Genomic DNA, 25,944 nt, shown 5'->3' on the forward strand with positions numbered 1-25,944 from the left:
CAGCCTGCCGTACACTAGGTATTGGTTTTCTTTTCAAGCTCAGTCAGCCGCCGGTCGAGGTCAGGCAGTTTGCGGAATACCGCCAGCGAACGCATACTTTCTTTAAGACCAAAAGCGGGTGAGCTGTTGATGGCGGTACCGGTTTCAGTTACGTTTTTGCCGACTCCCGACTGAGCGCCCACCCGCGTACCATCGGCAATGGTCAGGTGTCCGGCAAAGCCGACCTGCCCGCCGATTACGCAGTTGGCCCCGATCTTGGTCGAGCCCGAAACGCCGGTCTGCGCGGCAATCACGGTGTTACGGCCAATCTCTACGTTATGCCCAATCTGAATCAGGTTGTCGAGCTTGGCCCCCCGCCGGATAATCGTCGACCCCATGGTGGCGCAGTCGATGGTGGTGCCGGAGCCAATGTTCACGTAGTCTTCGATAATAACGTTGCCCAGCTGCGGGATAGTTTTGTAGGTACCATCGGCCTGTGGGGCAAACCCGAAGCCTTCACCCCCGATCACGGCATTACCGTGAATCACGCAAAACTCTCCGATCACCGAGTTGTTGAGAATCCGCGCCCCGGCATGCACAATGGTGTTGTCGCCGATCTGCACGTTATCGCCCACGTAGGCATGCGGGTAGATCTTCACGTTACGGCCCAGCCGGCAGTTGCGGCCTATGTACGAAAAGGCTCCCCGGTAAATACCCTCGCCAATCGCACTGCCGGCCCCGACATACGACGGCTCTTCAACCCCGGTGCGGGCGTAGCTGATGGCTTTGTGGTATTCTTCGAGCAGGCTGGTAAACGCAGAATACGAATTGTCGACGCGGATCAGCGTAGCAGCAACGGCCTTTTGGGGGCTGAAGGTGCGATTGACAATGACCGCCGACGCCCCCGTAGTGTAGAGAAAGGGTTCGTATTTGAGATTGGCCAGAAACGAGATATCGCCGGCCCGGCCTTCTTCAATTTTTGCAATATTCCTGATTGGCAGCGTTTCGTCGCCTTCGACGTCGCCCCCTAGCAATGCAGCAATTTGCTTGACAGTAAACTCCATATATAGTTGATGGCCTTCGCAAGCTACCCGGCACTACCGGATATTTTGGCCGCTAAGGTAGGCAACAAATTGCACTTTATTGGGGTGCACGGCTTTTAATAGCCGCGATTCGGGTTCGGGCAATTGCCGATCCGAAGACAGACCGGGCCTTCAGACCCGTTGCCGATAGCCTATACGCGAACCGGAGGGCCAATCGTTGCCAGGTCGCGGGCCCAGCAGACATAATACCGCCGGACAATGTTGGTCAGTACCTGAATGTTCGACAGGTCGGACGCATCGGCAATGTCGATTACCTGCCCCGACCGGAGCTTGATGCCGATGCGCTCCTGAGTGGGCAGGTAAGCCGCGTTAGTGGCCTGCCCTTCTACCATAAAGTACGACAGGGCTTCATCATCGAGACCGGACCGGCGTAACTGCCCCTCGATCTCGGCCAGCAACTCACCCGAAAACGGTTCGGTCGACAGCATGATCTTGAACAGCTGCCGGTCGAGCAGCATCCGGCACAGGGTCGACAGAATAAAGTCGGGATGCTGTACCCACTGCTTCACACACGACCAGATGTCGTAGTCGTCGAGTTGGGTAAATGCCCGGAGGTATTTCGGATCGCCGGTAAACTGGGCCAGCGGAATGGTTTCCTGCAACAGCAGCAGAAAGGCCGGGGGCGCAAACAGGTTACCCCAGTGGGCGGTGTCGCCCTGCTGCACCAGAAAACGCGCCCGACGCAGAATCTGCACCAGCATCATCTCGCAGCAGATCGACGTTTTGTGCAGATACACCTGCCAGTACATGAGCCGGCGGGCATTCAGAAAATTCTCGACGCTCAGTACACCCTTTGCTTCGACCACCAGCTCATCATCGACCAGATCCAGCATTTTGATGATGCGTTCGGCCCCGATAGCGCCTTCGGCAACTCCCGTATAATACCCATCACGGTTGAGGTAATCCATCCGGTCCATATCGAGCTGACTCGATACCAGCTGATGAAAAAACCGCCGTTCGTACGTTCCTTCGAACATCCGGATGGCCAGCTCCAGCCGCCCGTCGAACTGCTGGTCAAGGTCTTTCATGAGCAGCAGCGAGATGGTTTCGTGAGCCACCCCCTTGAGCAGCGACGATTCGAGCACGTGCGAAAACGGCCCGTGGCCCACATCGTGCAGCAGAATGGCGATCTGGGCAGCCTCGCATTCCTGATCGCTGATGCGGTGGCCTTTGCTCTGCAGGGTCTGCATGGCCTGCCCCATCAGGTGCATGGCGCCCAGCGCATGGTGAAAGCGGGTATGCAGCGCACCGGGGTAGATGTAATCGGCCAGCCCCATCTGCCGGATGCGCCGGAGCCGCTGGAAGTACGGGTGTTCGACCAGATCGAACAACAGCTCGGTCGGAATGGTGATAAACCCATAGACCGGATCGTTGAGAATCTTCTTTTTGTTGGGGACTGCCATAAGGCAAAGATACCCCCCGGCTTCCGACGCCCGAACAGCCCCGGCCCTGAAAATTTAAGTCTTCGTGCGTTCCTGTCTGAAAAATGCCTAAATTTGTCCTGCTGAACCTGAGCAATCAGACAGCAATGGGCTTGTAACTCAGTTGGTTAGAGTGCCTGACTCATCGAAGTATAGTTCTTTGACATTGTGAGATTTGATAAACGGTATGCTTTATAGACATCGTAACTAAATGTCTATGAGCCGATTGTGCGTAGTTTGTCAGGTTCCGATTAGTGGCCAGAAGCAAAAGTACTGTGGCAACACATGCAAACAGCGAGACCACTATCATCGTGTAAAAGCCCAAACGAATACATACCATTCTCAGACAATCCGATCACTTGACCGTAAAGTCAAGCTCATCCAGTTGTTCGGGGGTAAATGCATTCGCTGTGGGTACTGTACAAACGTAGCTGCCCTGCATTTTCACCATATCGATTCGTACCAGAAAGCCTTTAAACTGGACTCGCGTATTTTGTCTAACAAAAAATGGAGTTCGATAATCGAAGAAGCGTCGAAGTGCCTATTGTTATGTTCGAACTGTCATGCAGAAGAACACAATCCTGAGTTATCATTTCACAATGTGCAACGAATTGTCGCTGGTGCCTCCCGCGAGAAATCGCTGGATGAGCAGGGGGTTAATTCAGGGAAGCCTTACCAGATACCCGGATTGGTGTATGCTGATGGTAATCCTGAGCCAAGTCAGGCGAATGGTTGTAACAGTAGCCTGGAAGGTGCAGAGACTAAGAAGTGAGGAAACCGACCGATACGCTTCTACTAACGCCCCCCGCCCTAACGGTGGCCCATTGAGGTGGGCAGACGAGGGTGATGAGATAGTCCAACTACTTTGGGAAACCAGAGGAAAGTGAATCAGTAAGTCCCAGGTTCGAGCCCTGGCTGGCCCACAAAAAAGCTCCGTATCGACTGATACGGAGCTTTTTTGCTTTATCGGAAAACCGGGGGGGGTTAGTATTTCTTCCGCGTATAGGGCCGGGCATGCGTTTTCTTGCCGGAGCCCGTTCCTTCCTTTTTGTTGCTTCCCAATAGCCGCTCCACCAGGTCGGGCCGATTGAGCTTGGTCAGGCGATTGCGAATCCAGTTTTTGTATTCAGGCTTATACCAGAAAAAGTAATTGTTCTGGGCCAGCTTCTCATCGCGCGTTTTGGCGGTTTTGACCGGCTTCAGCGTGTAGGGATGCACCCCCGAGTAGTAGATTACCTCGGCCACGGTCATGGGCGTCGGCGTGAAATCCTGTACCTGCTCGAGCTGGAAACCAAGGTCTTTGGTTTCGGCCGCCAGGTTGGCCATATCCTGCTCCTCGCAACCGGGGTGCGACGAGATGAAGTACGGAATCAGCGGCTGGCGCAGGTTGTGCTTTTCCGAGATATCGTCGTACTTCTTCTTAAAGGTCCTGAAATATTTGAACGATGGCTTCCGCATCACCCGCAGCGTATCGTCGGAGGTATGTTCCGGCGCTACCTTGAGCCGGCCCGAGACATGACGCGTAATCAGCTGCTCCATGTACTCGTCGTGGTTGCCATCCTGGTTGTTCTTGTTGAAATCGTCGACGAGCAGATCGTAGCGCACCCCCGACCCAACAAAGGCTTTCTTGATCGCCGGGTTCTCATCCACCTTGCGGTAGAGATTGGTCAGCGGCTTATGCGAGGTGTCGAGGTTCGAGCAGATAACTGGGTGGATACAGCTCGGGCTCTGGCAGCGGGCACAGATCGACTCGTCTTTGCCCTTCATCTTGTACATGTTGGCCGACGGGCCACCCAGGTCCGAGATATACCCCTTGAACTCGGGGTGTTTGGTAATTTCATCGACTTCTTTCAGCACCGATGCTTCGCTGCGCGACGCGATGAATTTGCCCTGGTGGGCCGAAATCGTGCAGAAGCTACAGCCGCCGAAACAGCCCCGGTGCATGTTGACCGAGAACTTGATCATTTCGTAGGCCGGGATGGTGCCCCGCTTCTTGTATTTGGGGTGCGGCAGCCGCGTATAGGGCAGGTCGAACGACTTGTCGATCTCGGCCTCATCCATCGTCTTGAAGGGCGGGTTGATCACCAGCACCTTATCGCCTATGCGCTGCGTGATGCGGTTGGCCTGCCACTTGTTCGACTCCACCTCAACGATCTTGAAGTTGGCCGCATACTTGATCTTATCTTCCAGACACACCTCGTGGCTGGCCAGTTCAACGGTTTCCCAGTTGTTATAGTCGCGCAGCTCTTCCGGGTTGTCTTCGTGCAGAAACGCTACCTGGTTTACGTTGCGCATCGACGAAAAAGGCACCCCTTTGCGGGCCAGTTTCAAAATCTCGCGCAACGGCTGCTCGCCCATACCATATACCAGCATGTCAGCTCCGGCATCGACCAGAATCGACGGCATCAGGCGATCCTGCCAGTAATCGTAGTGGGTCACCCGGCGCAGGGAGGCTTCGATACCACCCAGCAACACCGGTACATCGGGATACAGCTCTTTCAGAATCCGCGAATACACCGTGGTGGCATAATCGGGGCGGAAACCGGCTTCGCCACCAGGCGTATAGGAGTCGTTAGACCGCAGGCGTTTGTTAGCCGTGTAGTGGTTCACCATCGAGTCCATGCAGCCCGCCGTTACGCCGAAGAAATACCTGGGCCGGCCGAATTTTTTGAAGTCGCGGAGATCGTCTTTCCAGTTGGGCTGGGCAATGATAGCCACCCGGAAGCCTTCGCTTTCCATGATGCGGCCAATCACAGCCGTGCCAAACGCCGGATGGTCGACATAGGCATCGCCCGACACCAGTATAATGTCCACTTCATCCCAGCCCCGCTTTTCGACTTCTTTCATCGTCAAGGGCAACCAGTCTGTGATGGGTCTTTCAATCATGAGTACGTACGCTTAGCTGTCTGGAAAACATCGAATTTACGAAATAATTCAATGACGGCCACCAAATTACGGGTTGCCGGGCGCGTTGCCTCCCACCACCCGCCATTTGGCAACAACCATTCTGTGGCCTGGCCAACCCCCTGAATCTGAACCGATCTGATGGATAAAGCTGTCAACAAACGGTCGATTCATAACTTCGGCCTGTACTATGGGGTTAGGTTTTCAGGACATTGAGACAGGCATCGATCCGGATTCACTATGCACCAGAACAGTATGGCTGTCAGCGACAAGGTAAAACAACGTTCCCTGCAAAGTATCGAGTGGCTGGCCCGGGGCAGTTACCTCACCAAAGCAATTTTCTACGGCTCTATCGCCGTTTTCACTACCCAGTTTGCCCTCGGCTCACGGGGTAGCGACCCCAACCGCAAAGAAGTGCTCGAGCAGCTGACCACTACGCTGATTGGTAAGCTACTGCTGGTGCTGATCGTGATTGCGCTCGCTGGTCATACGCTATGGCGGCTGTTCGAAATCTGGAACGACCCCTACAAAAAAGGCACTGGACCGGGTGGCTGGTTGTATCGGCTCAATTATATACTGAGCGCCATCACCTACGGCAGCCTGGGTTTTACGGCCCTGAAACTGCTGCTGGGACAGGGCAGCGGCAACGACAAACAGAAACAGATCTGGGCCGCTAAACTCCTGCAACTCGAGCACGGACACTGGCTCATTATCGGGGCCGGCGCCATTTTTCTGATCTGGGGGGCGCTGCAGGTTTACAAGGGCCTATCGGGCAAGGTGTATAAAAGCCTGGAACTCGATGGGGTGTCGCCCGTCTGGAAAGTCCTGCTGCGGGTGTTTGGATTGGTGGGTTTCCTCACCGTCGGCATCACCCTGTGCGGTACGGGCTGGTACTTCATCAAAGGCGCCCTGGCCAAAAACCCCAACTGGATTAAGAACATGGATGACCTGATCAAGGCGCTGCAGGCACTACCGGGCGGCTGGGGATTGCAGCTAACCGCAGCCGGTGGGTTCCTGATGATGGCGCTCTTCATGGTGGCCATGGCACGCTACTTTCCCGTCAGAACAACCGAGTAGCGCGCCGGGCCGTTGCCTGCTCGGGGACCCTGCCCAACGGACTGCCCTGCCCCGCACGCGTCCGGCCGGCGCATCGATCGGGAGCGCCAACCCCCGTCGCGCGTTTGCCCGACGCGGTAAATTTTGTGTGAACACCACTGTTTATTTACCCTACCGGTTATTTTTGCACCGGCTCTTGGCCGTTTTTGCCCAATTTTTCCCGTCCCTCATGTCTAAGAAAACCAAGATCGTGGCCACGGTAGGCCCGGCCTCCGAAACGAAAGAACAATTGCTGGCACTGGCCAAAGCCGGAGTGAACGTCTTCCGGCTCAACTTCTCCCACGGTACCCACGAAGATCACCAGATGCGGCTCGACCGCATTCGTGAAATCAACGCTGAACATAACCTTAACCTGGCCATTCTGCAGGATTTGCAGGGGCCAAAAATCCGGATCGGCAACGTCGAAAATAAAGATGGCGTGCTGATTGAAGCCGGCAACGAACTGACATTCACCAACGACGATATTCTTGGTACGGCCCAGCGCGTGAGTACACCCTACAAAGACATGTACCGCGACGTGCATCCCGGCGAACGTATCCTGATGGACGATGGCAAGCTGGAAGTGCGCGTACTGCGTACCGAAGGCACCGACGTCGTAACCGAAGTCGTCTACGGCGGTCCCATGAAGTCGAAGAAAGGCGTTAACCTGCCCAACACCAAGGTGTCGATGCCGGCCGTTACCGACAAAGACTGGGCCGACCTCGAGTTCGGGCTGGCCAATGATGTTGAGTGGATTGCCCTCTCGTTTGTACGGGAAGCATCGGAGATTCTTGAAATTAAAGAATACATCCGGTCGAAAGGCAAGAAGAGCCGCGTAATCGCCAAAATCGAGAAGCCCGAAGCCATCGTCAACATCGATGAGATTGTGGCCGCTACCGACGGGCTGATGGTAGCCCGGGGCGACCTCGGCGTTGAATTGCCCGCCGAAGAAGTACCCATGATCCAGAAAATGCTGGTGGAAAAGTGCAACCGGGCTGCCAAACCCGTCATTGTAGCCACGCAGATGCTGGAAAGCATGATCGACGCACCCCGACCAACCCGCGCTGAAATCAACGACATTGCCAACTCGGTCATGGACGGCGCCGACGCCGTGATGCTCAGCGCCGAAACAGCCTCGGGTAAATACCCCATCCTGGCCGTTGAAAGCATGGCCAATACGATCCGCCAGGTAGAATCGTCGACCGATACGATTTATTATCGCTACCACGCGCAGGTCAACGAACACCCCAGCGAAAACGCCCTGAACGACAATGTCGTGATGAGTGCCTGCCGGCTGGCCCGCGATACACATGCCAAAGCCGTGATCGGCATCACCAACTCGGGCTATACCGCCGTTCGGCTGTCGCACCACCGGCCCAAAGCCGATCTGCTGGTATTCTCGGGCGATGCGCAGCTGCGCAATACGCTGGGCCTCTACTGGGGCGTTCAGGCCATGCCGTACGAAGCCAATCCTGAACTGACTGTCGACCAAACGGTTGAGGGCATCAAGCAAACCCTTATCAGCCAGAAGCGGCTGGTATCGGGCGACATCTTCATCAACACGCTGAGCATGCCGCTGACCCAGGCCCGCAAGACGAACACCGTCAAGCTGAGCACTGTCGACTAAACAAGCGTTCAGAAAAGAAAGACGGTAGCCGGAAGCCCCCAGTCGGGCATCGTTCGGCTACCGTCTTTTTTTCGCCCGATCAAAAAAAAGCCGCGAAACCAATGGTCATCGCGGCTTTTCCGTTCTCACTGAAAAATGAATGTATCGGCACGGCCCCGCCGGGCCGGCGGTTGGCCTTATGCTTCGGTTTCGGCCGGAGCGTCGGCAGCCGCATCGCCTTCGGTGGCGGGCTGGCTTTCGAACACCTCGGGAGCGTGCTGACGCAGGATACCGTACCATACGATCAGCTTCTTGATATCGGCCGGCCGTACCCGGTCGCGGTCGTAATCGGGCACCACTTCGGCCATGAAATCAGCCTGTTCGTCGGCCGAGCTTTTCGAATCGACGGGCAGCGTTTCGCCGTATTTGTTGCTGACGGCCAGCAGCACATCGGCCAGCGGCATCGACTCTTCAGCCGTATCCACGTAAATCGAAATATCATTCAGGACCGATACACGGGCGGTGGGGCCCATCATGGTCTTGGTTTTCTTATCGTCGAGGGTTTCTACGATAACGCCATTCCGGCTGGGTTTCAGAATCCGGAACAGGCCGCTTTGACCCGCAATGTTGGCAATTTGTTTTAAGGCTTCCATAGAGACTTTGTAATTCACTAACGCCCGTTTTGGCCGGCGTATTGCCTTTATTGTGAGGTAATGATTCGATACGGCGCCACCACATCGGAGCTTCGCCGGCCACTACGGTCGGCCGGCCGGTCGTTTGAATTCGCCGTTCAGCGGTTGAATAAACGACAGGATATCTTCGCGCCCGGCGGCCGTAACGGCCGATGTGATAAAGTACTGCGGCATCTCGTCCCAGGTTTCCAGCATGGTATGGCGGTACGTGTCGAGCGTGGCCTGCAGCTTGTTGGGGCCCAGCTTTTCGGTCTTGGTAAAGACCATCACGAACGGCAGCCCGCGCTCACCCAGGTTGGTCATAAAATCGAGGTCGATTTTCTGGGGCGGAATGCGGGAGTCGACCAGCACGAAAATACAAAGCAGGTTGGGCCGGGTGGTGAGGTAGCCATCGATGAGGGCGGCAAACTTCTCGCGTTCGGCTTTACCCACCTGTGCATAGCCGTAGCCTGGCAAATCGACCAGATACCACTCGTTGTCGATGATAAAATGGTTGATCAGCTGGGTCTTGCCGGGTTTGCCCGATATTTTGGCCAGCGACGACCGGCCCGTCAGCATATTGATCAGCGACGACTTACCGACATTGGACCGGCCAATAAAGGCGTATTCGGGCCGGTCGGGCTTGGGGCACAGGGCCGGATCGGAATTGCTGACTAAAAATTCGGCTTGCTTAACAGGCATGATACGAGTGACAGAAAGGGGGCAAAGTTCGGAAAGAATCACCAGAAAGCCCACGCTTGCGTTTTGTAAGCCCATATACTAATTTGGCCCTCCGCTGATCGGCAGAAACGAAAGCAGGCTGCTGATACGTTATCTGATCAAGTAACGCTACAAAACCCCGGTATACCCGGCATACCTTATGAAAAAAGTGATTTGGCTGCTGGCCTTGGTCCTGATAAGTGCCGTAGCGGTAAATACCCGTGCTTCCATAACGGAAGGCGGCAGCGGCATTCAGTTTACGGATGCAGCCTGGAAAGATGTTCTGAAGAAGGCGAAGGCCGAAAAGAAAATTATCTTCCTCGATGCCTACGCCAGCTGGTGCGGCCCCTGCAAAATGCTGCAGAAGAAGGTATTTACCCAGAAAGCCGTAGGTGACCTGTACAACAGCAAGTTTATCAACGTGAAGATGGACATGGAAAAAGGCGAGGGACCAGCGCTGTCGCAGGTGTACCCGCTCGAAGCCTACCCTACCCTCCTCTACATTGATGGCAATGGCCGGGTACTCAAAAAAGTAGTTGGGGCCCTGTCGCCCGAAGATCTGATCGCCGTTGGTCGCAGTGTGCGCTAGTTTGCCCAACGTCAGTAAAACCGCCGATCGGGCCCACCGATCGGCGGTTTTGTTTTAGGCCCCCTCCCTTGACCAACCCCGGACCGCTCAGCCGACGGATACAAGCGCGTCTGCTGGTGAGCCGGCCAGGCGTTTTTTGGTCAGGCAGTACGTTACTGCCAGCGCGGCCAGCAGACCGAAGGCCAGCCAGGTCTGTGTACTGGCCGGCTCCCGGAGTCCCCAGTACACCACACTGTTGACGACTCCCTGCACGAGTGCGTAAAGCCCCGACACGCGCAGATGCGACCAGCCCTGCCGATGTACCAGCCACTGAAACAGGTGCATCCGGTGCGCCTGAAAGATGTTCTGTCCCAGCCACATTCGGTGCAGAATGGTCAGCACGCTATCGACACCATACACCGCCAGCAGCAGCACCGGCAGCAGCGAGCCTTCGCGCAGGATCAGCTGCCCCAGGGCATAGAGCATGATAAACCCGACCGACACACTACCCACGTCGCCCGCGAAGCAAAGTGCTTTCCTGCGCACGTTAAACAGGCTGAACGCCAGTACGCCCATCAACGTAGCGGGCAGCAGCCCCGACGTATAGCTATCGTGTCTGCCGAGCCACCACAGCGTACTGAGGGTAACCAGGCTGTAGAGCGCCGTAATGCCATTGATGCCATCCATAAAATTGCAGGCGTTCAGCGTACCTACCCCAACCAGCAGCACCGGCAGCAACACCCAGCCGGCTACGGGTACAAGCCCCAGCTGGACAAGCAGCGCTACCACAGCCAGCAGTTGCACGGCCAGCCGGTAGCGATTGGGTACCGGCCGGATGTCATCGACAAAACTAATCAGGGCCACGAGCCCCAGTCCACCCATGAACCACGGGCTCGGCTGCTGGTCGGTAAGCCCCGCAGTCATAGCCGCCAGTACGATAATCAGCCCACCGCCCCGCACTGTCGGTTCGGCGTGAGAACTGCGGGCATTGGGCCGGTCGACGAGCCGAAGCCGGCGCGCCAGTCCGATATAGCCCCATTCGAGCGCAACGAGCAGCGGCAGCAACAGCCAGGCAGAGAGCATAGTCATCGGAACAGATCGAGCACGGGGCGGGGGGCCCATTGAAACTGATGCCGGGCTGCGGCATCGCTAAACGTGAGGGTACTGGTCAGGCGCGTCAGGGCAGGGGTGTCGAGCGGAAAGCGACGACCGACGACGGCATTGATGCTGTCGCCCAGGCGGGCCACCCGCCGGGCCAGTCTGGCGGGAATAACCGGAACGCGGCTACGGCCTGCCTGCCGGGCCAGGGCCTCTTCCAGTTCGTGAACCGTCGGATGGTAGCCATCGGTCAGGTGATAAATGCCCCCTTCGGCCGAAGCGCGCACCAGCACCGCGGCTACATCGTCGGCGCGGACCATGCTGCGCCGGGCCTCCGCCTGGCCAATACGGGCGTAATAGCCCCGCTGTATGGCCTGCTGCATAGAGGCCAGGTTGCCGGTGAGCGGAATGCCTGCCACCAGCGGCAGACGCAGTACGGTGAGCCGCACACCCGTCCGGCGGGCCCAATTGCGTACCAGTTCCTCGGCCCTGACCTTGCTGGGGCCGTAGGCGTCATGGGCTGCCAGAGGGGTATCCTCATCGAGCAGTTCGCCCGTGCTGCGCCCATATACCAGCACCGTGCTGATGTAGACCAGTGCCTGCGGCAGGCGGGGCTGACCACCCAGGGCCTTCAGCAACCGCTCGGTCCCCTGCACATTCACCCGGTCATAGTCGGCCCGTTCGCTGTCGGTGCGCGGCACGGAGTGGGCTTTGCCGGCGGCATGCACAACCAGATCGTAGCCAATGCCCGGCAATACCGGCGTCTGCCACGACAGGTCGCAGTGAATATGGGCTGAGCCAACAGCTCTGCGTCCCAGCGTTACTACCTCGTGGTCGGCCGATAGTTCCCGGAAAAAGTAGCCCCCCAGGAAGCCCGATGCGCCGGTCAGCAGAATGGTCATACCGTAGCCGGTTGAACGTGAGCAACATCGGAGCGGAGTGGCCGAAGCAACTGCCGGGCCAGCGCAGCCATGATGGTTTTGCGCTGAAACCGGGCCACGAACTCGGTGCGGGGGTAACAGCGGTAAGGCGTTTGCTGCACCTGTTCCACCAGGCCTGCTACATCGCCGGGGGAAAACAGCCGCGTATTGGGCAACTGGGCTTTGACAAACTGAGCCGCATAGCCGGCTACCCCGGCCAGTATTGGCTTGTCGGTAGCTCCGTACTCAAACAGCTTTGAGGGCAGCACCCGCCGAAACGCATCAAGATCGTTGAGGTGCACGAAAAGATAATCGGCGGTCTGGTACGCGGCAATCAGCTCGGTACGGCCCACGGGCGGCCGCACGTCGACGTTGGCTACCCCTTCGGCGTCGACAGCGGCCAGCAGGCGGGCGCGCGCGCCCCCGTCGCCGATCAGAACAAACCGGTAGCCGGGTCCCAGCCGCCGGGCGGCCTGTGGCACGATGTGGTGCAGGCCCTGCCCCTCGCCCATGTTGCCCGCATACAGAATGGTACGAACGTTACCCGGCGGCCGGGTGGGCGTAGGCGGCATGTGCAGAAATGCATCGTCGATACCGTTTGTATGAAAGCTGTAGGAAGCCAGCCGGAAGCGGTTGAAATAGGATCGGAACCCGGCCGACACCAGATTGATGTGCCAGGCATACCCGAATGTGTACTGCTCCACCGCCCACAGTATCGGTCGGAGTACCAGCCGAAGCAGCGGATTGGTAAGTACTTCCAGAATGGTCTCGCGAAACAGGTCGCGGATGTCGAGCAGTAGCAGCGCCCCCGTCTGGCGGGCCAGGCGGGCACCCAGAAAAGCCGTGAACAAGCGCGACGATGACGCGATTACCCGGTCATACTGCCCACCGCGCGTCAGGCGGTAAACAGCCCGGTAATAAACCAGGAACGACCGAATCTGATCGAGCAACCCGCTGGAGTGGGCTGGTACCGCCACCCGGTCGACCCAGACCTGCGCCCCGCCGGCCGGGCTCCGGTCTTCGACCGCGGGCGCCGTTGCCCGAAACGACTGGTAGCGGTTGGGTTGCGTCGTCACCACATGGATCGTATCGGCCGGGGTCAGCTGACGGGCCAGTTCATCGACGAGGGGCGTATTCCGGAAGGAGCCGGCGCACAGGTCGGGTTCGAAATAAAAGGTCAGGTATAAGATGGTCATAGGCTAAGCAGCGTTGTTACTTCTCCGCGAAACGTTACTTCCAGACAGGTAGCCGGCCGCAACCGGTTGAAGCCATCAGCCAGTTCGACGGACACCAGCCGCAGTTGTAGGGGCGTCGGCGCGTCGAAACGCAGCCAGACAGGACCAATCTGCACCCCGCCGGCCTGTTGCCGAACGGGCTGATCGGGATGGATGTAAAAGCGGGCGATTCCTTCGGCCGGGGCGTTACCGGTCGTCAGCAGCCGGTCGTGGATCGTGATAGCCGTGTCGCTGAGCTGCCAGGCGCGTTCGTGGGTAATGCCCAGCTGCCGGTAGCCGTTGTGGCGGGCCACCAGGCAGTTCTCGGTATCGACCAGCAGCCGCACCCGCGCCCGCCGACCCACCCGAAAGCCGGCCCACACCTCCGACGAATCCTGACCGTCTACCGCCACCGTGTTATGGGCCGCCGTACTCCGCTCCCACGTCCGGCGCGGCCCGATCGTGTAGGTCGATGTGGCGTTATCCACAAACAGCGGAGACTTATCCACATACACTATGAACGACAGGGTATCGGCGTGGGCATGACCGGGCTGATGGTCGGGACCAACCGGGCCTACATCGGCCAGCAGTTCGACTCGCGGCCGGCGCAGCATCCGGTAGCCCGAATCGCTCAGCGGTGTGGGCGTGGAGGCAATGCCGAGTCGGGTCGCCTTGGCCAGTAGCGCGGCCGTATCGGGGGCCAGACCAGGAGCCGCATCGTTGACGAGTGGGATGCTGCCATCGGCAAACGTGATCTGCCGCAGCCAGCCAAGCATTCGCCCGGCCGTGCTTCGCAATGTCGCGACCAGCGCCGGATCGCTGGCCCAGCGGTTTGGTGCCAGCAGGGCCAGCGTATCGAGCAGCCGGTCGAGCAGCAACTGGTGGTACATGGGGCTGCGTTCGTCGTGCCCGCCGTCGGCCAGCATCTGCTGGTTCAGCTCGTCGACCACGAGCCGGCGCCCTTGTTCGAACCACCGGCGGTGCTGAAAAAATAAGCCGCCCACCAGCAGCGCGAAACCGTTTTCGAGCAGGTGATTACCGGCCAGGTGGTATTCGGGCCGGCGGCTCAGCACCAGCAGCTGCGCCCACAGGTGAGCCTCGACAGGGGCATCGGTCAGGCGATGCAGACTCAGAAAGCGTATCCAGTTGATGGCCCGCAGTGAAATCGGATAGGGTTCCATCCCAACCGAGTGGCGGGTGGTATGCGCCATAAAATTACGCATCAGCGCCAGCCCGATTTCGACCGGCAGCCCCGGCTGGTTCAGACAGTCGAAATAATTGAGCGTATACGTCCAGAGTTTGCCGTAGCGGTCGTCGTTCCAGCCGAGGGGGCGCGTAGCGGGTTGATTCAGCAGGCAGAAGGTACCATCGGATAACAGGCTTACGGGCTTGTCGGGCGGCAACGCAGCCAGGTGGTAGACCCTGGGGGCACCGGGCAACAGCCGCAGCCGGTGCGGCCGACGCAGCCGGTTGACCAGTTGATACACCACCTGCCGGGCCTGCAGGTGCCGAACGGTGCGGCCGATCCGTGCCAGTTGTTTCATAGCCATACGGGTTGGGAGGGTTCGGCCTGCAAACAGCCCATATCGGCCACGGTTACCCAGCGCCGTTCGCGCAGGCTGCGCAGCAGGGCCAGTGTTGCCTGCGTAGTGTTGATTAACTCGGCAAACGAAGCCATCGTCGGGTCGGGCAGGCCAGTGCGCAGCTGCGCTACCAGCTGCTTCAGCTGCCGCTCATGGCCTTTGTCCTGCCGGCCCGACAGGCCCGAAAAGCCGCGAAAGCCGAAGCCCGACAGCTTGCGGAAGTTGTCGAGCACGAGCGTGCGGCCCTGCGAATACACTTCTACCCGCTCCTTGGCGTAGGCCTTGTGGCCGTTGGCGAAGTAGTTGATCACGCCGGTGGCGCCATTTGCAAACTGCAGCAGTACCGACGCCGAATCGGTGGTTTCGGTTGGGTGTGGACCCATGGCATTGACGCACACCTGCACCACCGTACTCCCGGTCAGGTAGGCAATCAGATCGATCAGGTGGCAGGCTTCGCCCATCAGCCGCCCCCCGCCTACAGACCGATCATGCACCCACGAATCGGCCGGAACGGCCCCCGCGTTCAGGGTAGCCACCACGTTCATCGGCACCGCCCCCGACTGGCTGCCCCCCAGCATTTTTTTCATCTGCTGCACGTAGGGCGAAAAGCGTCGGTTGAAACCCACCGCCACCAGTCGGCCGGCAGCCTGCCGGGCTTCGATCAGGGGAGCCAGATCGGCCTCGTCGATGAGCAGGGGTTTCTCGACAAATACGTGTTTGCCCGCCCGCAGGGCTTCGATCGTGAGCCGGGCGTGGGTATTGTGGCGGGTGCTGATCACACACAGGTCGATGGTCGGGTCGGCCAGGATGGTTCGGTAATCGGTGGTGGTATGAGCCACCCCGTATTTACCCGCCAGCAGTGTGGCACTGAGCCCGCTTTTGCTGGCAATGGTATGCAGGTTGGCCCCGGCCGCTTTGAGCCCCGGCAGCAACACCGCTCCGGCAAAATTACCCGCCCCGATAAACCCGACCGTGGCCGTAGTGGCCTGATAGCGGGGTTCGCGCAGGGTGAGCTGCCTGCTGGTATCAACCGTTTCGGGATACGCCAGCAGCGAAGCAATAACGCCCCGGCGGTCTGGCTGCCCCATGCCTCCATAAATCCGGGCGTAGTCGGCCAGCGGCACGACCTCGGTAATGTAAGGCGTTGGGTCGAGCTGCCCGGTGGCCATCAGTTGCAGCAGCGCCTGAAAGTTGCGGTTTTCGGTCCAGCGGACAAACGGCAGCGGGTAGTCGTGTCCCTGCTGCTCGTACCGCTCGTCGTAGCGGCCGGGCCCGTAGGAGCACGATACCTGAAAGGTCAGTTCTTTTTCATAGAAATCGGCCCGGTTAAGCGCCAGCCCCACCACGCCGATCAGCACCAGCCGGCCCCGCTTTCGGCTCATGCGGGCGGCCTGGGCCATCAGTTCATCGGTTTTGGCTGCGGCCGTTATCACGACGCCATCGGCACCAATCCCACCCGTCAGGGCCAGCACGGCGCTGACCACATCGGTACCGTCGGTTGTGTTGAGGGCTATGATACCCCGTTGCCGGGCCAGGTCCAGCTTGTGCTCGTCGAGGTCGAGCCCAATCACGCGGCAGCCGTTGAGCCGCAGCAGTTCGGCCGTCAGGAGCCCGATCAGCCCCAGCCCGATTACCACCACGGTTTCGCCGAGCGTGGGCGCCAGCAACCGGATGCCCTGCAGCCCGATGGCGCCAATCACGGTAAACGTAGCGGCATTGTCGCTTACCCCGTCGGGAATGGTTACGACCAGATTACGCGGCACACACACGATCTGCGCGTGGGCGCCGTTCGATGCAACGCGGTCGCCGGGGCGGAGGTCGGCAACCCCCTCCCCAACGGCCAGCACCGTGCCCACATTGCAGTAACCCAGTGGCAGCGGCTGATCGAGTTTGCGAAATACGGCCTCCAGTGTCGGCATAACGCCGTCGGCCTGCATCTTGTCGAGTACCTGTCTGACCCGTTCGGGCTGCTGCCGGGCTTTTGCCAGCAGACTCGCTTTACCAAACTCGACCAGCATCCGCTCGGTGCCCAGCGACACGAGCGACCGGCGGGTCTGGATAAGCACCTGCCCTCGCCCCACCTGCGGCATAGGCACATCGGTCAGCTGGGTCTCGCCCGTACGGAGATGTTGGATAAGCTGTTTCACAGATCGGGAGTCGGTAGCCGCGCCCGGCCCTGATCAGGTCAGAACTGGCTGCGGCCCTACTGACTACCGATCAATTTTTGAGCCAAGTCGCCTATCCGGTCTGCATAAAAAAACGGCTCCATCGCCGGATTGGTGATGGAGCCGTTTGCCAGTCAGACCCGGTGGGTCTAGTATTTGTTCAGAATCGAATCGGGCAATACCTGCACGTTGATACCCACTGCTTTTTCGAGGTTGGCGCGGTTGTTCTGCCCGTCTACGTAGGCCGGGTTCACAACCATCGACCGGTTATAGTAGTACGATGCCAGTTCGAGCTTACGCCGGTCGTTGTTGGCAAAGCCTTCGGTCTGGTAAATCACACCCAGGTTATTATAGGCCGGCGCGTAGGCATTGGCCGCCCGAATCGTTTGCTTGTAGTAATACTTGGCCGAGTCGACGTTCGGGATGATTTTCTGAAACACATACGCCATCGAGAAGTAAGCCTCGCCGAAGTTCGGGTAGATCCGGGTCGACTCCTGCAGGTGGTCTAGGGCCCAGCGGCCGTGGGTGTTGGCCTGCTTTTCGGCGTCGGCAATAACCTGCCGCGCCCGCTGCAGCGAATCGGGCTGTTTCAGCTTCGGTAGTTTCAGCGCCACCGAATCCATGATAGCCCGGTCTTTCAGCCCTTTCTGAATCCACTCGTTGGCCACGTGCCGCTGCACCTGACAGCTGTTTTCGGCGGCCGGCAGGGCCGAGTTGAACAGTACGAAGTTGTTTTCCCAGTCACGGTTGCGCGTAACGGTCTTGAACGAATACAGACCCAGTACAACAACCATCAGACCTAGCAGCGGGCCGTAGCGGGCCAATGCCGGTTGTACGGCGGGGGCATCCGGAAGGGCGTTGGCCGACTGACGTACCAGCAGCTTCTGCAGTCCCCAGACCAGTATGAAGCCAAAACCCAGCACGGCGGCATACATAAAGCGTTCGGCAAAAATGCCGCCCCGAATCCAGATAAAGCCCAGCCCCGGCGCCATGGTAACAAAGAACCAGTAGAGACCAAAGCCCCAGAGCGTGCGTTTTACGGCGCCTTTCCAGGTCAGCCACAGCATGGCCAGCAGCGTAATGAAGCCGGCCCAGGTCAGCAGGTCACCCTTGCTGCCCGACGGGATGATATTGTAGGAATAGTCATAGACCAGCGGATGCGGCACAATCAGCAGCCGCAGGTAATACATCAGAAACTTAAATGTCGTCGATTTCTGCGTTTTCTCGATAGCGTAGGGGTAGTTGGCCCAGTCGACCGGGGGGGCTCCGCTCAGCGTACCGATCATGACCTTTTTCTGGTAAAAAAACAGCGCGGCAACGATCAGGAATGGCCACAGGCTGATGAGCGACTGCCAGAGGTTGCGCCGGGCAAACCAGTACTGCATGGCCGGAATCAGACCCAGGCTCACGATCGACGACTCCTTCGACAGAAAAGCAAGGTAGAGCGACAGGCAGGCCCCCACGATCCAGCCCCACTGACGGGTTTCGAGGTAACGCCAGTAGGTCAGCAGCATCAGGGCAATAAACAGAAAGCTGAGGATTTCATCGCGCCCCTTGATGTTGGCAACGATCTCGGTATGGATGGGGTGCGCTACGAATACCAGCCCAATGAGAAAAGCGATGATGACCTGACCAGGTAGCCATTTCTGGAGCAGTATGGCCACTACAGCCCCCGTCAGACCGTACAGAATGGTATTGATAATATGACTGATACCCGGTGCGCTGCCGAAATACTCCTGCTCGAGCGCAAACGTGATCAGCGACAGGGGCCGGTAATACCCCAGCGATATATTGCTGAAATGCCAGAACTCGGTGCGCATCAAATCCGGAATACCGGCGATACCTTTGCGGACAAACAAGTTCTGTTCTACGGCCGCAATATCGTCGAGAGCATACTGATGGCCGAACGTGTTCATATAGAGCAACACCCCCAACAGAGCCAGGACAGCCACGGGCCACCATACTACCGGACGGGTGTCGATGGGCAGACCAGCCGACAAACCTGTTGACTCCGTACCGGCACCGACGGGTCGGCTCAGCGGGCGCTGCGGAGTATCGATAGGACGGGGTGATGGCGGTCGAACCGTTGCGGAAGGAGTTGGTTTGGAGGGAACCGGACGGGACGGTCGGTCCGTGCCGGGCCGATCGGGCGCACTACCGCCTGGTTGCTTTTTTTTAGCCATAACAGCAGAAAACTCGTCTATTTTAGGTTAATCTCAGTGTTACTGATTCGGTTGGTTAACCACAAACCGCGTTAGCACACGATTCGCAGGGTAAAGTTCATCAACAATGGCAGCAAAATCAATCTACTCGTTCCGTCACTGGCAAATACTGCTGCTGGTGCTCAGTCTCAGCCTGGGTATCGACGGATGCCGCCGGCCTATTGTGCCCACGGGGCAGCCCCCCGTTGCGGGTACACCAGCCGTTTATCCGCCCACCCGCGACGATAACATGGCGCTGGGCAACCCCGCCGGCACCATGCCCGAGGGGCCCACGCACTACCTGATCCGGCGGCAGGCCTACGCCCTGTCGTATAACCGGCAGCGCGGCCTGACCAACTGGGTCAGCTGGCACCTCAGCGCGGCCTGGAAAGGCTCGGCCACCCGGACCAACGAATTCCGGCCCGATCCGCTCCTGCCTTCCGGCTGGTATGCGGCCCGCACATCGGACTATACCAATACCGGTTTCGACCGGGGCCATCTGTGCCCATCCGACGACCGCGACGGCTCGCCCGAAGACAATGCGGCCACGTTTTATTTAACCAACATCGTGCCACAATCCCCGCGCCATAATCGCGAGGTCTGGAAATACCTGGAGGAATACGAACGGCAGCTCCTGGCGGCCAACAACGAAGCCTATATCGTGGCGGGGACTTACGGCACTGGCGGTACCGGGCAAAATGGAGCCGCTACCAGCATCGCCGGCGGTAAAATAACGGTGCCGGCCATGCTCTGGAAAATCATCGTGGTGCTTCCCAACGGCACCGACGACGTAAACCGTATCTCGACGAATACCCGCGTCATTGCCGTAGCCATGCCCAACGTGCCCACCACCGCCGACAAGCCCTGGCAGGCCTACCTGACCAGCGTCGACGAACTCGAACGGCTTACTGGCTACGACTTCCTGTCGAATGTGCCTGCCGATGTGCAACGTGTGCTCGAAGCCCGGGTCGACGGCAGCATCTAACAACCAGAACGCCCTGTGATCGGCTCCGGACTGGCTTTGGCCAGCTCCCGAACAAGTCACAGGGCGTTCTGTAAGCACTGGTTTCGCTAGAGTTGCAGGGCCGGTTCGGCCACCGCGACCGGAATGCGCTGGGTGCGCCGGCGCAGCAGGTCGATAGCCTCCTGCTCGGACGCAAACGTGCCGTTGACGTTGACCATGCTTTGGGCCAGCCGGTCGTAGCGCCCGCGCATCAGCAGGAAGAAAATCTGCAGAAAGTCGAGCCCGTCGAAAATAATGGCCTGATGCTGAGCGTATTTATCGATTGTTTTCTGAAAAAAGGTGGGGTGCTCGGTCCAGTGCATAGCCGGGCGTACGTGGTGGCTAATGTGGTAGCCATCGTTCCAGCACTTCTTGTTGTAGTTGACGTTAATACAGGTGATGCTGTTTTTATAGGCATTGCCCGGATCATTGCCATCCACGAAAGCATGCTGGGTCCAGTTGCCCAGCATGGCAATTAGCCGATAGATGAACATCGGCAGAATAAACACGGCAACCGTAGCGGGCCAGTTCACAAAGCACAGCACCACGCAGGCGCCGAAAAAAATCAGCTCCCCAATCATGGCGCGGGTGGCCAGTTTGCTGCGGTTTTTCCAGCGCAGGTAACCCAGCAGTTCATACACGCCCAGCACGAAGAAATGGCCAAAATAGCTCAGAAAGCTGCGGAAGCTGTCGCGTTGGTAAGCCATGGTGCTGCTCTCATCGTCCTCGAGGTTATTCTCGGGATGGTGCATGCCAATGTGGTGGCTGTAGTAGGTTTCGGGCGAGTGGCCGAAAAAGGGCGCCAGAATCCAGGGCAGGTAGTTGTTCATCCAGCCGTACTCGGGCTTGAAAAACGGACGATGACTGGTGCAGTGAAGCATCAGCCCAAACGGCCCTTTGAAGCGGAAGTTGCTGATAAAAAAGTGTACAGCGGCCACGGCCCACCACATCCAGCCCGTAATGAAGGGCATGAACAACAGCACCGACAGCGGAATCAGGGTGAATGTGATCTGCAGCGTCAGGTAAATAAAGGGCAGATCACGTTCGTCTTTGATGTAGCGCAGAAAAAATCGATCGAGCCGGGTATAGTTCCCCCCCGTGAAGGTGGGGTCATTGATAAGGCCGAGTGTCTTCATGAAACAGTACGGTGGTTGCGATAAACGATTAGGTAAGTCTTTACGATCGAAGCGGCAGTTCAGGTGCCTGCCCACAAGTTACTTTAACTAGAACGCATAAAGAGTCGGCAGATTGGCCGGTGGTGTATATAAAGTTGGGGCACCCGCCAACAAAAAGCGGTGGTTTCCGGGGCGGTTACTCATCTAATCGTAAGCCAATACCCCGGAAACCACCGCCAGACGTCAGAAACGCCTTATTTTTTTTCGACCGCGTGGCCGCCAAACTCATTACGGAGCGCAGCGACAACCTTACCCGTGAAGGTATCGTCCTGCAGCGACCGGTAGCGCATCAGCAGCGACAACGCAATCACCGGCGTTGGCACACCCATGTCGAGCGCAGCCTCCAGCGTCCATTTGCCTTCGCCCGACGAGAACATCCGGCCTTTGATTTCGTCCAGTTTCGCGTCTTTGCGGAAGGCGTTTTCGGTCAGCTCCATCAGCCAGCCGCGAATTACCGAGCCGTTGCTCCACATTTTGGCCACGGCCGCAAAATCAAGCGGAAATTCGCTTTTCTCCAATACTTCGAAGCCTTCGGCAATCGACTGCATCATGCCGTACTCGATACCGTTGTGTACCATCTTGACGAAGTGACCGCTCCCCGAAGGCCCCGTGTAGAGGTAGCCGTTCTCGACCGAAATTTCGTTGAACACGCTGTGTAGCGGCTCAATTACGTCGGGATCGCCCCCTACCATGGTGCAGGCGCCATGCAGCGCTCCGCTCATGCCACCGCTCGTACCGCAGTCGAGGTAGCCGATACCCTTTTCCTTGAGGTAGTCGTGCCGCCGGATCGAGTCCTTGTAGTGTGAGTTACCGCCGTCGATCAGCGTATCGCCGGGCTGAATAACGGTCAGCAGCTGCTCGATAACGGTGTCGACAAGCGGACCAGCCGGAATCATCAGCCACAGCACCCGTTTTTCGGGCAGGGCCTGATACAGCTCTTCCAGTGTCGAAACCCCCTGCGCACCCTGCGTCTTAATCGCTTCAACAAGCGTGGGGTTAATGTCGTACCCGACAACGGTGTGCCCATGACGGACCAGGTTGGCCACGAGGTTGAACCCCATTTTACCCAGGCCCACGAATCCAATATGCATAACGATCAATGGTTAGAGGGCCTCAAATTGGCGATTTTTTCTGAGACGACCCGCCAACAGCCCCCTTGTTTTGTCAGTGTCGGAGCCAGCGTATCGAACCAATGACCGGATTGGGCCCGGTGGCACGGCTCCCACCTGTCTCACTTTTTCGTGACAAAGAAGACTTTTTACGTATTCATTAACAGCTAGTTATTTTTTTAGATATATGACAATGTATATTTTATTAAGCATTAATACTTATTTCGTGAGCGGAGCGCAGACCTACTGGTCAATCCGTTAGTTTTGGCGCGAAATCCCCTCAATCAACCCAACCTATAAAAATAGCTACATGTATAAGTACTTTTTATCGTTCCTCTCGTTTGCGTTTGCCCTGGTTACAACTCCGCTCGTGGCCCAACAAACGGCCGCCGACTATTTCAACGAGGGCGTTACGCGCAGTGCGGCCAAAGACTACACCGGTGCGCTACAGTCGTTCACAACAGCCATTATTCTGAACCCCGAAAATGCCGCGAGCTACTACAACCGCGCGCTGGCCAAAATCAGTCTCAACGATCTGCAGGGCGCCAATCTCGACCTCGACCAGTCGCTGGAACTGAACTCCGCCGATCCCAACGCATATCTGTACCGGGGCATGAACCGCTCTAAGCAGGAAGACTACCGGGGTGCGATGCAGGATTTCAACCGCGCCATTGAGCTCAATGGCAACGATCCGCTGCTTTACTACTACCGGGGTATCTGCCGCCAGCAGATCAACTACTACGGCGGTGCCCTGAGCGATTTCAACAAAGCGGTTTCGCTGTCGCCCAACGATATAAACATGCTGCTGGCCCGCGGCAACTGCAAAACCCTGATGCAGGATTATAAAGGCGCGCTGGCCGATTTTTCGCTGGTCGTTGATAAGTCGCCCAACCGCTCGCAGGCTCTCGACGGCCGCGGCTACGCCCGGTTCAAACTCGACGACCTGAAAAATGCCTTAAGCGATTTCAACCGCGCCATCGAGATCAACAAAGATGAAGCCGACCTCTACTACCGCCGGGGACTGGTGAAGAGCCGTTCGGCCGATTACCAGGGCGCACTGGCCGATTTCGACCACACCATCCAGCTCAATCCGACGCACCACAAGGCGCTTTTCAGCCGGGGTTTCTGCAAAAGCCGGCTTGGCAATGCTCGCCCGGCCCTAGCCGACATCGACAAGTCGATCGAGATGGGCAACACCAGCATCCAGACTAAAGCGTACTACAGTGATTTCATCACATCGAGTACCCTACCGCTGCTGGGCTCGGTGGTGCAGGACCGCTACAAGGTTACCGAGCTGAGCGAAGACCGGTCGGATGCGTATCTGGTGCGGGGTATTCTGAAAAACTCGGCGGGCGAAGGCAAGTCGGCGCTGCTCGACCTGAACCGGGCCGTTGAACTGAACCCAACCAATGCCGAAGCGTATTTCATTCGGGCCATGGTGCGCTCAACGCTGGGCGATCAGAAAGGATCGATGATCGACTGCAACAGCACGATCAAGCTTAACCCGCGCCACGCCGAATCGTACTACCTGCGCGGTGTTATCCGGTTCGATACGGGCGAAGAATCGGCGGGCTGCGTCGACCTGAGCCGGTCGGGTGAACTGGGCTACGCGCAGGCCTACAAGATTATTGGCCTGAAGTGCAATACGACGCCCCGCCCCACGGCCATGCGGTAATCGCTTATGGTTTTGTTGCTTGTGCCCGATCAGCGTTCAGGGATTTGCGCTGGTCGGGCACAAGCTGTTTTCAGGCGGTTCGGATGGGCAGCCAGCGGGCCAGCAACATGGCCACCCCAATACCAGCCGCCGTGCCAATCGAATCGGCCAGAGCATCGTAGAGGTCGAAGGATCGGTTGATGGGCATAATGCCCTGCCAGATTTCAATCAGAATGCCGTAGCCGATACCGGCCAGCAGCACGCGCCACGCTTTGTAGCCGTTGAGATACCACAGCCCGCCAAACACCGCAAAAATAAATACGTGGGTGAGCTTGTCGCTGGCCGAAAAAACGGTTGGCACCTGCTTGCCCGGAATGGAGCAGCCGATAAAAATGGCGATGGTACTGCCCAGAGCCGCGTAGTACAGAAGCGATTTCAGCGTCATGGAGAAGATTAGTTGCGGCTGAGCCGGCGCACGGTGAGCCAGAGAAAAAACGCCGTCAGACTCAGCAGGTACACTACATTGCGGGAGTCGACGAGACCACGCCCCAGCGCCCGGTACTGCTCATCGAGCGACAGGTAAGCCAGGTAGTACGACACCCGTCCCAGTGGCAGCGCACCCGCGGCTCCCAGGCCGGCGTAGAGCAGGAAACAGAAAAACACGCCCAGCACGAAAGCAACCACCTGGTTGTCGTTGAGAGCCGACGCAAACAGGCCGATCGCCACGAACACGCCCGCCAGCAGCAGCAGCCCGATGTATGCCCCAAATACACCCGCCGAGTCGATATTTCCCACGGGTGAGCCCAGCGTGTAGAGCGTGACGTAGTAGAGCAGCGTAGGCAGCAGCGTAAGCGCCACCAGCAACCAGCAGGCCAGAAACTTGCCCCCCACAATGCTCCAGCCGCCAACGGGCTTGGTCAGCAACCATTCGAGCGTGCCGGTCCGAACCTCATCGGCAATGGCGCGCATGGTGATGGCCGGCACCAGAAACAGCAGCACGTAGGGCGTCAGACTGAAAAACGTCGTCAGATTAGCATAGCCCGCGTCGAGCACGCTGGTATCCGGAAACACCCAGAGCAGCAACCCCAGCGCCGTCAGAAAAACGGCCATGATGATGTAGGCAATGGGCGACGAGAAAAACTGGTTGATCTCTTTCCGGAAAATAGCGAGCACAGCGAGAACAGGGTCAATGAAACAGTCAGGAATCGACGGCCGGTTTATTCGAACACCGGCCGGTTTTTGCGCAGCACGGCCGCCACAACCAGCGACAGCAGAGCGCCCATAATGATGGTACCGAAGATACCGGCTACAAACATGAACCCGGGCGACTGGAATTTCATGGCCATTTCCATAGCCTGATCGATCTGTTCGTCGCTCATGTTCTGTTTTTCGAGCTGCTCGCGGGCCAGTTCGATGGACCGTTGCTGTATCTCGGGGTCGATCACTACGTTATAGAACGTGGTGAAGGCCGCCGATAGCATACCGGCCACGGCCGAGAGCAGCGCACCGAGCCCCATGCCTTCGCCGTACGCCATGAAGCCCCCGTTCAGCCGGCGGTATTCGCTCATGCCCAGGTAGAGAAACGCCACCATCACAGCCAGGGTGAGCAGGGTAAACCCGATGTTGCCTGTTGGCGTGGTCAGGTACATGAGCAGGGTGATGAGCATCAGGGCGATGCCCAGCATAACGCCCCATTTCAGGGCCACACGTGCGGTAGAAGGTTGTTCGGTCATGGTACAGGTTATCGAGGAATAG

The 25,944-nt window shown here is 58.2% G+C and carries 21 protein-coding genes; 5 read left to right on the forward strand and 16 right to left on the reverse strand.

Annotated features, from left to right (window positions below):
• Positions 1-14: 14 nt before the first annotated feature.
• The 3 genes from lpxD to ACYVAC_RS04230 form a co-directional block, all read right to left on the reverse strand.
• Positions 15-1,043, reverse strand: coding sequence for a UDP-3-O-(3-hydroxymyristoyl)glucosamine N-acyltransferase (lpxD, locus tag ACYVAC_RS04220; protein ID WP_461096330.1), 1,029 nt, complete (start codon positions 1,041-1,043; stop codon positions 15-17).
• 170 nt (positions 1,044-1,213) lie between these two features.
• Entirely contained in the window at positions 1,214-2,485 is a 1,272-nt protein-coding gene (locus tag ACYVAC_RS04225) for an HD domain-containing protein (protein WP_461096331.1), read from the reverse strand.
• A 1,002-nt stretch (positions 2,486-3,487) separates the two neighbouring features.
• Positions 3,488-5,389, reverse strand: a complete 1,902-nt coding sequence (locus ACYVAC_RS04230; RefSeq protein WP_461096332.1) for a YgiQ family radical SAM protein — start codon at positions 5,387-5,389, stop codon at positions 3,488-3,490.
• A 258-nt stretch (positions 5,390-5,647) separates the two neighbouring features.
• Here ACYVAC_RS04230 and ACYVAC_RS04235 point away from each other — a divergent pair, with 258 nt between their 5' ends.
• Positions 5,648-6,484, forward strand: coding sequence for a DUF1206 domain-containing protein (locus ACYVAC_RS04235; RefSeq protein WP_461096333.1), 837 nt, complete (start codon positions 5,648-5,650; stop codon positions 6,482-6,484).
• A 208-nt stretch (positions 6,485-6,692) separates the two neighbouring features.
• Positions 6,693-8,129 (forward strand): pyruvate kinase, encoded by a 1,437-nt coding sequence (gene pyk / locus ACYVAC_RS04240; protein ID WP_461096334.1) that lies wholly within the window; start codon positions 6,693-6,695, stop codon positions 8,127-8,129.
• Between the two features lie 176 nt (positions 8,130-8,305).
• Here pyk and ACYVAC_RS04245 read toward each other — a convergent pair whose 3' ends face one another.
• Both ACYVAC_RS04245 and yihA read right to left on the reverse strand, forming a co-directional pair.
• On the reverse strand, positions 8,306-8,761 hold the full coding sequence (locus tag ACYVAC_RS04245; protein ID WP_461096335.1) for a DUF5606 family protein: 456 nt from the start codon (positions 8,759-8,761) through the stop codon (positions 8,306-8,308).
• Between the two features lie 102 nt (positions 8,762-8,863).
• Positions 8,864-9,481, reverse strand: coding sequence for a ribosome biogenesis GTP-binding protein YihA/YsxC (gene yihA, locus ACYVAC_RS04250; protein ID WP_461096336.1), 618 nt, complete (start codon positions 9,479-9,481; stop codon positions 8,864-8,866).
• A gap of 178 nt (positions 9,482-9,659) precedes the next feature.
• Between yihA and ACYVAC_RS04255 the strand changes: the two genes are divergently transcribed.
• A complete protein-coding gene (locus ACYVAC_RS04255) occupies positions 9,660-10,088 on the forward strand; it encodes a thioredoxin family protein (RefSeq protein WP_461096337.1) in 429 nt (142 codons plus the stop codon).
• Between the two features lie 87 nt (positions 10,089-10,175).
• Here ACYVAC_RS04255 and ACYVAC_RS04260 read toward each other — a convergent pair whose 3' ends face one another.
• The 6 genes from ACYVAC_RS04260 to ACYVAC_RS04285 all read right to left on the reverse strand — a co-directional run bounded on the left by ACYVAC_RS04260 (position 10,176) and on the right by ACYVAC_RS04285 (position 19,230).
• The gene (locus ACYVAC_RS04260) at positions 10,176-11,156 is read right to left on the reverse strand and encodes an MraY family glycosyltransferase (RefSeq protein WP_461096338.1); all 981 of its coding nucleotides are present in this window, start codon (positions 11,154-11,156) and stop codon (positions 10,176-10,178) included.
• Positions 11,153-12,067 carry an NAD-dependent epimerase/dehydratase family protein gene (locus ACYVAC_RS04265; RefSeq protein ID WP_461096339.1) on the reverse strand — a complete coding sequence of 305 codons (915 nt, stop codon included), beginning with the start codon at positions 12,065-12,067 and terminating at the stop codon, positions 11,153-11,155. The genes ACYVAC_RS04260 and ACYVAC_RS04265 overlap by 4 nt, the downstream gene beginning before the upstream one ends.
• Positions 12,064-13,281 carry a glycosyltransferase family 4 protein gene (locus ACYVAC_RS04270; RefSeq protein WP_461096340.1) on the reverse strand — a complete coding sequence of 406 codons (1,218 nt, stop codon included), beginning with the start codon at positions 13,279-13,281 and terminating at the stop codon, positions 12,064-12,066. Before ACYVAC_RS04270 ends, ACYVAC_RS04265 begins: the two co-directional genes overlap by 4 nt.
• Entirely contained in the window at positions 13,278-14,843 is a 1,566-nt protein-coding gene (locus tag ACYVAC_RS04275; RefSeq protein ID WP_461096341.1) for a heparinase II/III domain-containing protein, read from the reverse strand. Before ACYVAC_RS04275 ends, ACYVAC_RS04270 begins: the two co-directional genes overlap by 4 nt.
• Entirely contained in the window at positions 14,840-17,029 is a 2,190-nt protein-coding gene (locus tag ACYVAC_RS04280; RefSeq protein WP_461096342.1) for a bi-domain-containing oxidoreductase, read from the reverse strand. The genes ACYVAC_RS04275 and ACYVAC_RS04280 overlap by 4 nt, the downstream gene beginning before the upstream one ends.
• Before the next feature lie 167 nt (positions 17,030-17,196).
• Positions 17,197-19,230 carry a tetratricopeptide repeat protein gene (locus ACYVAC_RS04285; RefSeq protein ID WP_461096343.1) on the reverse strand — a complete coding sequence of 678 codons (2,034 nt, stop codon included), beginning with the start codon at positions 19,228-19,230 and terminating at the stop codon, positions 17,197-17,199.
• 106 nt (positions 19,231-19,336) lie between these two features.
• Between ACYVAC_RS04285 and ACYVAC_RS04290 the strand changes: the two genes are divergently transcribed.
• Complete coding sequence (locus tag ACYVAC_RS04290; protein WP_461096344.1) at positions 19,337-20,233, forward strand: DNA/RNA non-specific endonuclease; 897 nt, start codon at positions 19,337-19,339, stop codon at positions 20,231-20,233.
• Between the two features lie 86 nt (positions 20,234-20,319).
• Here the strand turns inward: ACYVAC_RS04290 and ACYVAC_RS04295 are convergent, their stop codons facing one another.
• The gene (locus ACYVAC_RS04295) at positions 20,320-21,387 is read right to left on the reverse strand and encodes a fatty acid desaturase family protein (RefSeq protein ID WP_461096345.1); all 1,068 of its coding nucleotides are present in this window, start codon (positions 21,385-21,387) and stop codon (positions 20,320-20,322) included.
• A gap of 233 nt (positions 21,388-21,620) precedes the next feature.
• Entirely contained in the window at positions 21,621-22,517 is an 897-nt protein-coding gene (gnd, locus tag ACYVAC_RS04300; RefSeq protein WP_461096346.1) for a phosphogluconate dehydrogenase (NAD(+)-dependent, decarboxylating), read from the reverse strand.
• 328 nt (positions 22,518-22,845) lie between these two features.
• Here gnd and ACYVAC_RS04305 point away from each other — a divergent pair, with 328 nt between their 5' ends.
• Complete coding sequence (locus ACYVAC_RS04305; RefSeq protein WP_461096347.1) at positions 22,846-24,210, forward strand: tetratricopeptide repeat protein; 1,365 nt, start codon at positions 22,846-22,848, stop codon at positions 24,208-24,210.
• Between the two features lie 70 nt (positions 24,211-24,280).
• On the opposite strand, the gene ACYVAC_RS04310 is transcribed toward ACYVAC_RS04305, so the two are convergent.
• The 3 genes from ACYVAC_RS04310 to ACYVAC_RS04320 are packed head-to-tail and all read right to left on the reverse strand — an operon-like array spanning position 24,281 to position 25,922.
• Positions 24,281-24,634: a VanZ family protein gene (locus tag ACYVAC_RS04310; protein WP_461096348.1), complete on the reverse strand. Its 354-nt coding sequence runs from the start codon at positions 24,632-24,634 to the stop codon at positions 24,281-24,283.
• Between the two features lie 8 nt (positions 24,635-24,642).
• Entirely contained in the window at positions 24,643-25,362 is a 720-nt protein-coding gene (gene gldF, locus ACYVAC_RS04315) for a gliding motility-associated ABC transporter permease subunit GldF (RefSeq protein WP_461096349.1), read from the reverse strand.
• A gap of 44 nt (positions 25,363-25,406) precedes the next feature.
• Positions 25,407-25,922, reverse strand: coding sequence for a DUF4199 domain-containing protein (locus tag ACYVAC_RS04320; RefSeq protein WP_461096350.1), 516 nt, complete (start codon positions 25,920-25,922; stop codon positions 25,407-25,409).
• Between the last annotated feature and the right edge of the window lie 22 nt (positions 25,923-25,944).

Source organism: Spirosoma luteolum (genome assembly GCF_054778875.1).

Excerpts from the sequence above, each read along its gene's own strand:
- lpxD (WP_461096330.1), bottom strand. The coding sequence starts at position 1,043 with ATGGAGTTTACTGTCAAGCAAATTGCTGCATTGCTAGGGGGCGACGTC.
- ACYVAC_RS04225 (WP_461096331.1), bottom strand. The coding sequence starts at position 2,485 with ATGGCAGTCCCCAACAAAAAGAAGATTCTCAACGATCCGGTCTATGGG.
- ACYVAC_RS04230 (WP_461096332.1), bottom strand. The coding sequence starts at position 5,389 with ATGATTGAAAGACCCATCACAGACTGGTTGCCCTTGACGATGAAAGAA.
- ACYVAC_RS04235 (WP_461096333.1), top strand. The coding sequence starts at position 5,648 with ATGCACCAGAACAGTATGGCTGTCAGCGACAAGGTAAAACAACGTTCC.
- pyk (WP_461096334.1), top strand. The coding sequence starts at position 6,693 with ATGTCTAAGAAAACCAAGATCGTGGCCACGGTAGGCCCGGCCTCCGAA.
- ACYVAC_RS04245 (WP_461096335.1), bottom strand. The coding sequence starts at position 8,761 with ATGGAAGCCTTAAAACAAATTGCCAACATTGCGGGTCAAAGCGGCCTG.
- yihA (WP_461096336.1), bottom strand. The coding sequence starts at position 9,481 with ATGCCTGTTAAGCAAGCCGAATTTTTAGTCAGCAATTCCGATCCGGCC.
- ACYVAC_RS04255 (WP_461096337.1), top strand. The coding sequence starts at position 9,660 with ATGAAAAAAGTGATTTGGCTGCTGGCCTTGGTCCTGATAAGTGCCGTA.
- ACYVAC_RS04260 (WP_461096338.1), bottom strand. The coding sequence starts at position 11,156 with ATGACTATGCTCTCTGCCTGGCTGTTGCTGCCGCTGCTCGTTGCGCTC.
- ACYVAC_RS04265 (WP_461096339.1), bottom strand. The coding sequence starts at position 12,067 with ATGACCATTCTGCTGACCGGCGCATCGGGCTTCCTGGGGGGCTACTTT.
- ACYVAC_RS04270 (WP_461096340.1), bottom strand. The coding sequence starts at position 13,281 with ATGACCATCTTATACCTGACCTTTTATTTCGAACCCGACCTGTGCGCC.
- ACYVAC_RS04275 (WP_461096341.1), bottom strand. The coding sequence starts at position 14,843 with ATGAAACAACTGGCACGGATCGGCCGCACCGTTCGGCACCTGCAGGCC.
- ACYVAC_RS04285 (WP_461096343.1), bottom strand. The coding sequence starts at position 19,230 with ATGGCTAAAAAAAAGCAACCAGGCGGTAGTGCGCCCGATCGGCCCGGC.
- ACYVAC_RS04290 (WP_461096344.1), top strand. The coding sequence starts at position 19,337 with ATGGCAGCAAAATCAATCTACTCGTTCCGTCACTGGCAAATACTGCTG.
- ACYVAC_RS04295 (WP_461096345.1), bottom strand. The coding sequence starts at position 21,387 with ATGAAGACACTCGGCCTTATCAATGACCCCACCTTCACGGGGGGGAAC.
- gnd (WP_461096346.1), bottom strand. The coding sequence starts at position 22,517 with ATGCATATTGGATTCGTGGGCCTGGGTAAAATGGGGTTCAACCTCGTG.
- ACYVAC_RS04305 (WP_461096347.1), top strand. The coding sequence starts at position 22,846 with ATGTATAAGTACTTTTTATCGTTCCTCTCGTTTGCGTTTGCCCTGGTT.
- ACYVAC_RS04310 (WP_461096348.1), bottom strand. The coding sequence starts at position 24,634 with ATGACGCTGAAATCGCTTCTGTACTACGCGGCTCTGGGCAGTACCATC.
- ACYVAC_RS04320 (WP_461096350.1), bottom strand. The coding sequence starts at position 25,922 with ATGACCGAACAACCTTCTACCGCACGTGTGGCCCTGAAATGGGGCGTT.